This window comes from Arcobacter defluvii (assembly GCF_013201725.1).
GTDB classification, from domain to species: domain Bacteria; phylum Campylobacterota; class Campylobacteria; order Campylobacterales; family Arcobacteraceae; genus Aliarcobacter; species Aliarcobacter defluvii.
This window is the reverse complement of the sequence record NZ_CP053835.1, coordinates 3,014,372-3,021,240: the sequence shown is the minus strand read 5'-3', so window position 1 is coordinate 3,021,240 and position 6,869 is coordinate 3,014,372. Positions and strand designations below refer to the sequence as shown.

Annotated in this window: 7 protein-coding genes and 1 pseudogene; 4 read left to right on the top strand and 4 right to left on the bottom strand. The window is 25.8% G+C overall.

Annotation, left to right across the window (positions count from 1 at the left end; translation table 11 throughout):
- The first annotated feature begins 227 nt into the window (after positions 1-227).
- On the top strand, positions 228-692 hold the full coding sequence (gene ruvC, locus ADFLV_RS15100; protein WP_014475547.1) for a crossover junction endodeoxyribonuclease RuvC: 465 nt from the start codon (positions 228-230) through the stop codon (positions 690-692).
- A 48-nt stretch (positions 693-740) separates the two neighbouring features.
- A complete protein-coding gene (gene purN / locus ADFLV_RS15095; RefSeq protein WP_014475546.1) occupies positions 741-1,319 on the top strand; it encodes a phosphoribosylglycinamide formyltransferase in 579 nt (192 codons plus the stop codon).
- Between the two features lie 13 nt (positions 1,320-1,332).
- On the opposite strand, the gene ADFLV_RS15090 is transcribed toward purN, so the two are convergent.
- From ADFLV_RS15090 to ADFLV_RS15075, 4 genes are read right to left on the bottom strand one after another with little or no spacing between them, the layout of a single operon-like run.
- Positions 1,333-1,788 (bottom strand): hypothetical protein, encoded by a 456-nt coding sequence (locus ADFLV_RS15090; protein ID WP_014475545.1) that lies wholly within the window; start codon positions 1,786-1,788, stop codon positions 1,333-1,335.
- A 56-nt stretch (positions 1,789-1,844) separates the two neighbouring features.
- Positions 1,845-2,453: a trimeric intracellular cation channel family protein gene (locus ADFLV_RS15085; RefSeq protein WP_014475544.1), complete on the bottom strand. Its 609-nt coding sequence runs from the start codon at positions 2,451-2,453 to the stop codon at positions 1,845-1,847.
- Positions 2,454-2,500: 47 nt separating this feature from the next.
- Positions 2,501-3,418 (bottom strand): glutaminase, encoded by a 918-nt coding sequence (locus ADFLV_RS15080; protein WP_129011397.1) that lies wholly within the window; start codon positions 3,416-3,418, stop codon positions 2,501-2,503.
- Positions 3,418-4,257, bottom strand: coding sequence for an FAD-dependent thymidylate synthase (locus ADFLV_RS15075; protein ID WP_129011396.1), 840 nt, complete (start codon positions 4,255-4,257; stop codon positions 3,418-3,420). The genes ADFLV_RS15080 and ADFLV_RS15075 overlap by 1 nt, the downstream gene beginning before the upstream one ends.
- Positions 4,258-5,316: 1,059 nt before the next feature.
- On the opposite strand from ADFLV_RS15075, the pseudogene ADFLV_RS15170 reads away from it, so the two are divergent.
- Positions 5,317-5,961: pseudogene (locus tag ADFLV_RS15170) on the top strand (HD-GYP domain-containing protein); the annotation flags it as partial.
- An 11-nt stretch (positions 5,962-5,972) separates the two neighbouring features.
- Positions 5,973-6,824: a helix-turn-helix transcriptional regulator gene (locus ADFLV_RS15065; RefSeq protein WP_129011394.1), complete on the top strand. Its 852-nt coding sequence runs from the start codon at positions 5,973-5,975 to the stop codon at positions 6,822-6,824.
- The last annotated feature ends 45 nt before the right edge of the window (positions 6,825-6,869 follow it).

Below are 6,869 nucleotides of genomic sequence, written 5' to 3'. Positions count from 1 at the left end.
CTATTTATAAACTCTTTAATTGTAATTACTAGATATTATATCTAAATTTTTTATAAAAGAGCTTCAAATAGTGCTAAAGTGCTTAAATTTATGGAAAAGATATAGTTGTACACATAGTGAATAAGTAGTGAATAATTTTTTTCTTTTAAGTAAAATTTTATTGTACAGAGTCGATTATATCGAATATGTAACTATGTGAATAAAAAATAAACAAAAAGAGTGAAAAGTTGAAAATATTAGGAATTGACCCAGGTACTAGAAACTGTGGATATGCAATTATTGAAAAGAATGGAAGAGAAATAAAACTTATAGAAGCAGGACTAATAAAAATAAAAACCAAAATCTTACAAGAGCAAATAGTTGAGATGACAGAAGGATTTGATTTATTATTTCAAAAACATAAAATAGATGAAGTTTCTATTGAAGATATGTTTTATGCCTTTAATCCAAAAACAGTTATAAAACTAGCTCAATTTAGAGGAGCAATAAGTTTAAAAATTTTACAAGAGTTTGGAAATTTTGCTGAATATACTCCACTTCAAGTAAAACAAGCTGTTACAGGAAATGGAAAAGCTACAAAAGAGCAGGTTGCATTTATGGTAAAAAGACTTTTAGGTGTTAAAAAAGAGATTAAACCACTTGATATTACAGATGCAATTGCAATAGCTTTAACTCATGCCCAAAGATTGTAAACTAATTTTAGTTATAATCCAAACTTTAAAAAATTTAGGAAGAACTTGATGACAAAAATAGGAATCTTAGCCTCATATAATGGAAGTGGATTTGAAACTATTCAAAAAGCCATAGAAGATAAAATACTTAATGCAGAAGTTGTAGTTATAATCACAAATAATACAAATGCAGGAGTTATCGAAAAAGCTAAATTTTATAATATTCCATATTTTATTATAAATAATAAAATATGTCCTGAGCAAGATCTTGATGATAAAATTACTAAATTACTTTTAGAATTTGGCTGTGATTATGTATTTTTATCAGGTTTTATGAAAAAAATTGAATCAAAACTTTTAAAAGCATTTCCTAATAAAATTATAAATACTCATCCAGCTATTCTTCCATCAATTTATGGTGGAAAAGGAATGTATGGAAGATTTGTTCATGAAGCTGTTATTAAAAATGGTGAAAAGAAATCAGGTGTAACAATTCATTTTGTAAATGAAGTTTATGATGAAGGTGAAAAAATCTTAGTTAAAGAGCTTTTATTAGCTGAAAATGAAACAGTTGACAGTTTAGAAAATAGAATTAAAGAACTTGAAAAAGAGGCAATTGTAGAAGCATTTAAAAAACTATTGGCATAAAGCCAAATAGTTTTTATTTGAAAGTAGCAGCTAAATCTTCAGCTGTTTTGATATATTTTACATTAGTAATTTTAGAATTTTCTAAAGAGATAATTGTGATTTTATCTTCTTCAACAGGAAATAAAGCTTTATTATCTTCATCAATTAATAAAATTGGAAAACTATAATCTCTCATTTTAGGAAGTGCTATAAATTTAGAAATCAAACTTGGCATTCCTGTAATATCTGCAACATAAGCAATGTGATTGTTTGCTAAATAATCTTTATCTTTAGTATTTAAAAAGTTTTTTATAGTTGTACTTTCATCTTTAGAAGCAGAGAAAATAATAGTTTTAACATTTGAATCAACTACATGTTCTTTTTCAAATTGATCTTTTATTGTAAGTATAGGAAGATCATTCCCAACAGTTAAAGAATTAGCAAAAGCACTAAGTCCTAAAAAAATTGTAAGTAGTAATTTTTTTATCATTTTTTTCCTTTGGTATAAAAATTTGGAAATTCTATCTATAAAAAGTAAATGAATAGTTAAGAGAGTTTAGGTAAATGCCATTTTTTATAATATGCAAGTAATCTAAGAGCAACACCAAAAATAAAAACAATAGTAATTGTAAATAAACTTCTTAAATGTAATACTTCTAAAATAAACATAATAGATGCAATAATTAATGCAACTGTTGCGTAAAATTCAGAGATTAAAATAGATGGAACTCTATTTATTAAAATATCTCTTATTGTTCCTCCACCAACAGCAGTTAAAAAAGCAAGGATTAATGCACCTAAAAAATTAAATTCATTTTGAATAGCTACAATTGAACCAGTGATTGAAAAAGAGACTAAACCAATGGCATCTGAGATTATAAAAGTTGTTTTTCCTTCTAAATCATCAATTTTATGAAGTTTAAATAATAAAGCTATTAAAACAGTTGCAACAACAAGTATAACTGGAAGATTTGTAGTAAAAACATAAGGAGTTCTATCGGCTAATACATCTCGTATCATTCCGCCACCAAGAGCTGTTAAAAATGAAGAGATAAAAACACCTAAAATATCAAGTTTATAGTGAACAGCAATCAAAAAACCACTTAGTGCAAAACAAATGATTCCTATAATATCAGCAATTTCTAATGCACTCATAAATTCTCCAAAATTGATATAAATTTCGGGATTATACTCTTTTTGTGTTAAAAGATTGATAGGCCAGTTTTTGTAGTAAATAACTCTAAAGCTTTAGTTCCAATAAGTGAATTTCCTTGGGCATTTAATCTTGGTGAATAAACACAAATTGCCATTTTTTTAGGAACAATGGCAACAATTCCTCCACCAACTCCACTTTTTCCTGGAAGACCAACTTTATATGCAAAATCACCACTTGCATCATAGTGTCCACAAGTGAGCATTAAAGAGTTAATTCTTTTTGCTTTTGATTCAGTAATTATTACTTCATTTGTTATAGGATTTTCACCGTGATTTGCTAAAAAAAGCATTGATTTAGCAAGTTGAGCTGGACTCATCATAATAGAGCATTGTTTAAAATAAGTTTTTATTACATCATCAATTTTATTGTGGATATTTCCAAAACTTTTTATCATATTTATAAGTGCATAATTTCTAAATCCATGCTCTAATTCAGAGTGAAAAATTTCTCCATCAAAATTTATTGTTTCATCATTTGCAACAGTTCTTATAAATTCTAAAATTTGACTAAAAGTATTATCTTTATAAATTGAAACTAAACTATCAGCTGTAACTATTGCACCTGCATTTATAAATGGATTTCTAGGTATTCCATTTTCATATTCAAGTTGAACTAAAGAGTTAAATGGATTTCCAGAAGGTTCATGACCAACTCTTTTATATAACTCTTTTCCATAATAGTTTAAAGCCATTGTGAAAGTGAAAACTTTTGAGATACTTTGAATAGAAAACTTTTTATTTATTTCTCCAATTCCAAATGATGTTCCGTCAAACATTTGAAGTGAAATTGAAAATTGATTAGGATTTACATTAGCAAGAGCTGGGATATAATCAGCAACTTTACCTTCACCAAAAAGAGGTAAGATTTCTCTTTCTATTTCTTCTAAAATTGCCTGATAATTCATCACTCTCCTAATAGTTCTTTCATTGCCTCTGCTGTTTTTCTAATTTCCCATTGAGCATGAGAATCAAGTCTTAATTTGAAATAATTTTCAAGTTGAGTTGGTTGGAAACCTCCCCAAATTTGAGAATAACCAGCTTGTGGAATTATTCTTCTTGCTTCTTGAGGTTTTACACCATCTTCTAAAGCTTTATAATAGTGTTCTAAACAGATATCTAAAATCTGTTGAGTTGTTCCACCTTCACTTGTTACATCTTTCATTTTTTCTGATATATAAAATTCAAAAGGAACTCTTTTTCCACTTACATATCTTCTACTTAATTCTTGCCAATTTACCCTATGTCTTACCATTTGGCTTCTTGTTGGGAAATCAACTTTAAATAAAAATACTTTGAAATGTTCTTTGATAATTTTACACTCTTCAGGTGTGTTATAAGTGGTTCTAATATCAAAACTATATGCTTTTGGATTATTTTCAAAATCGTAAACTAAAGCTCTATAATTTGTAAGAAGATATTTTCCATCACAAATCATTTCACCAAATTTTTTTGTATTAGAATATTCAAGTGCTAAAATCTCTTTATGTTTTTCATTTGTTGGGTCAAGTAACACTGGAACAAACTCAAATGAAGAAGAAGGAAGACCTTGAGATTCAGCCATAAGTCTATTGTATAAAGATTCACTTCCTAAAGCTTTAGGTGATTGGTAACAAATAGAAGCAACTTGTGTAATAGCTAAGATTCTATTTTCTTCATTTAGATTTGCTTTTGAAAAATCCCAATTTTCCACAAATGCAATATCATCTCCAAAAATATTCTCTTTTTTATTTATTAGTTGAATCATTTTATACCTTTTTTCTTAATTGGTTGAATTATACAAAAAAAACTATTTGAATTTATTAAGTGAGAAGTTATGAATATTATTTTTGATATTATATTGCAATTATTCTATTGGGAATTGGTGGAAAAAATGAATATAAAAAAAATTATAAAAATAAGTTTTATAATAATGTTATTTATAATTTTAGCTATTGGAATCATAAATACTATAATTATCTATCAAATAAGAGAAAATAATTCAACAAAAGAGTTAATTACTAATTTGGTATCAATGCAAGAAAAAATGAATGAATTATTAAAGGATACTACTTTAGTAAATTCACTTGATGAGTTAGAATCTAAAAAAGCAGACTTCATAAAATATGAATTAGAATTTGAAGCTATTGAAAAAACTTTTAGTTTAAAAGACGAGAATGATTTTGTAGATTTTTTTATTTCGGATATTCATAAAGATAGTGTTATCTCTTCAAAGTTACATTTACTTTATGAGAGTGAAAAACAAATTGAAGAGGCATTTGATACTATCTATGAATTAGAAAAAGAAAAAATCAATTTAAAAAATCAATTTGATAGAGATTATCCAATTGAAAATACGTATAGAAAAAATTTGGATTTTAAAATTCAAGAATTAAGAGATTTTGAATTATATAGATTATTTAGTGAAATAAAATATTATAGTAAAGAGACACTTTATCAATATAAAAATCAAATTACTTTAGATAAATGGCTTAACAAAATAGAGTTATTTAAAAAAAAATATAATAATCAAGAGATAGAAGAATATCAACAAATAGTTACTAAAGTAGGAAATTATGTTGTTTCTTTGAAAAATATAGAAGATAAAGAAAATAGTTTACGAAGTAAAATTTATAATGTAATTAACCAAAATAAAATATATAGTTCGGAAATTGAGAAGAAAATAGTAGAGTTATCTACAAATTTTATAAATCATACCTATTTTACGATTTTACTTTTGATTTTAGTAATAATCATTTTTATAATAGTGTTAGGTTATAAAGTTTACAAAAACGTAGGTTTATCTGTTGATGAAATTGAAACAAAAGTACAAGAAGGTTTAGAAGAGATAAAAAATCTAAATCATGAAATAGAAAAAACTCAAAAAGAAGTAGTTTTTACAATGGGTGCTATTGGAGAAAGTAGAAGTAAAGAGACGGGAAATCATGTAAAAAGAGTTGCAGAATACTCAAAACTTTTGGCTTTATATTATGGTTTAAATGAAAAAGAAGCAGAAATGTTAAAACAAGCAAGTCCAATGCATGATATAGGAAAAGTTGCAATTCCAGATGCCGTGTTAAATAAACCTGGTCGTTTTGATGAGAGTGAACGAGAAATTATGAATACTCACGCAGCTTTAGGTTATGAAATGCTAAAACATTCAAATAGACCACTTTTAAAAATGGCCGCAGTTGTAGCAAATGAACACCATGAAAAATGGGATGGAAGTGGATATCCAAGAGGCTTAAGTGGTGAAAATATTCATATTTATGGAAGAATCACTGCACTCGCAGATGTTTTTGATGCTTTAGGAAGCCATAGGGTTTATAAAAAAGCTTGGGATGATGAAAGAATTTTTAATCTTTTCAAAGAAGAAAGAGGAAAACATTTTGACCCAAAACTTGTGGATATTTTCTTTGAACATTTAGATGAATTTTTAAAAATTAGAGAGACTTTTAAAGATAAGTTTTAAAAAGATTTATTATGACTTATATTGTTCCAAACTATTTTATAGAAAAAAATGATAGTAGAATTATCGATTTAGAAGAGATTTATTGCGTAAATTATATTACAAAATATCGAGAAGATTTTTTATCGATAAGAAATACAATGCATGCTCTTATGATTCCTTTGACTGGTCAAAAAATTATAACTACAAAAGAGCAAAAATTAGATATAAACTCTTCAAATATCTGTTTTTTGTATCAAAACAACTACTTTTTAAGTAAAAGAGTAAATGAAAATTTAAAATACAAATCAATAGTTTTGTTTTTTAGTGATAAGTTTGTATTGGATTTTATAAAAAAATATAAAATAAAGAGTGATAAAAAATCTGAAACTGAACTTTTTAATTTTGATTATTCAAAGTTTGAAGAGTTAAAAATAGCTATAAAATCTTTTGAAAACTATTTGGAAAAGGATTTTTCAAAAGAGCTCTTAAAACTAAAAATAGAGGAGTTATTTCTTTTAGTTTTACAAAAAGATGAAAAGAGTTTGATTCAATTTTTTAACAAAATTATAAATACAACAAAAGATAGAATCAAATATATTTTAGAATCAAATCTTGATTTTGTAAATAGTTTTGAAGATATTTGCAGTTTAACTAGACAAAGTCCTGCAAAAATTAGAAAATATTTTAAAGATGAATTTAACACAACGCCAAAACTTTGGATAAATGAAAAAAGATTGGAAAAAGCAACTTTGTTATTAAAAACAACTGATGAAACAATCTCTCAAATTGCAACTACTTGTGGATATTCAAGTGTATCTTGGTTTATTTTAGAGTTTAAAAAAAGATATAACTTAACACCAAAAGATTACAGATATAAAATATAACTTTTCTTATACTTTTAATTTCTCAAAAAATATAAAATTTCTTAA

Excerpts from the sequence above, each read along its gene's own strand:
- ADFLV_RS15090 (WP_014475545.1), bottom strand. The coding sequence starts at position 1,788 with ATGATAAAAAAATTACTACTTACAATTTTTTTAGGACTTAGTGCTTTT.
- ADFLV_RS15080 (WP_129011397.1), bottom strand. The coding sequence starts at position 3,418 with ATGAATTATCAGGCAATTTTAGAAGAAATAGAAAGAGAAATCTTACCT.
- ADFLV_RS15085 (WP_014475544.1), bottom strand. The coding sequence starts at position 2,453 with ATGAGTGCATTAGAAATTGCTGATATTATAGGAATCATTTGTTTTGCA.
- purN (WP_014475546.1), top strand. The coding sequence starts at position 741 with ATGACAAAAATAGGAATCTTAGCCTCATATAATGGAAGTGGATTTGAA.
- ADFLV_RS15065 (WP_129011394.1), top strand. The coding sequence starts at position 5,973 with ATGACTTATATTGTTCCAAACTATTTTATAGAAAAAAATGATAGTAGA.
- ADFLV_RS15075 (WP_129011396.1), bottom strand. The coding sequence starts at position 4,257 with ATGATTCAACTAATAAATAAAAAAGAGAATATTTTTGGAGATGATATT.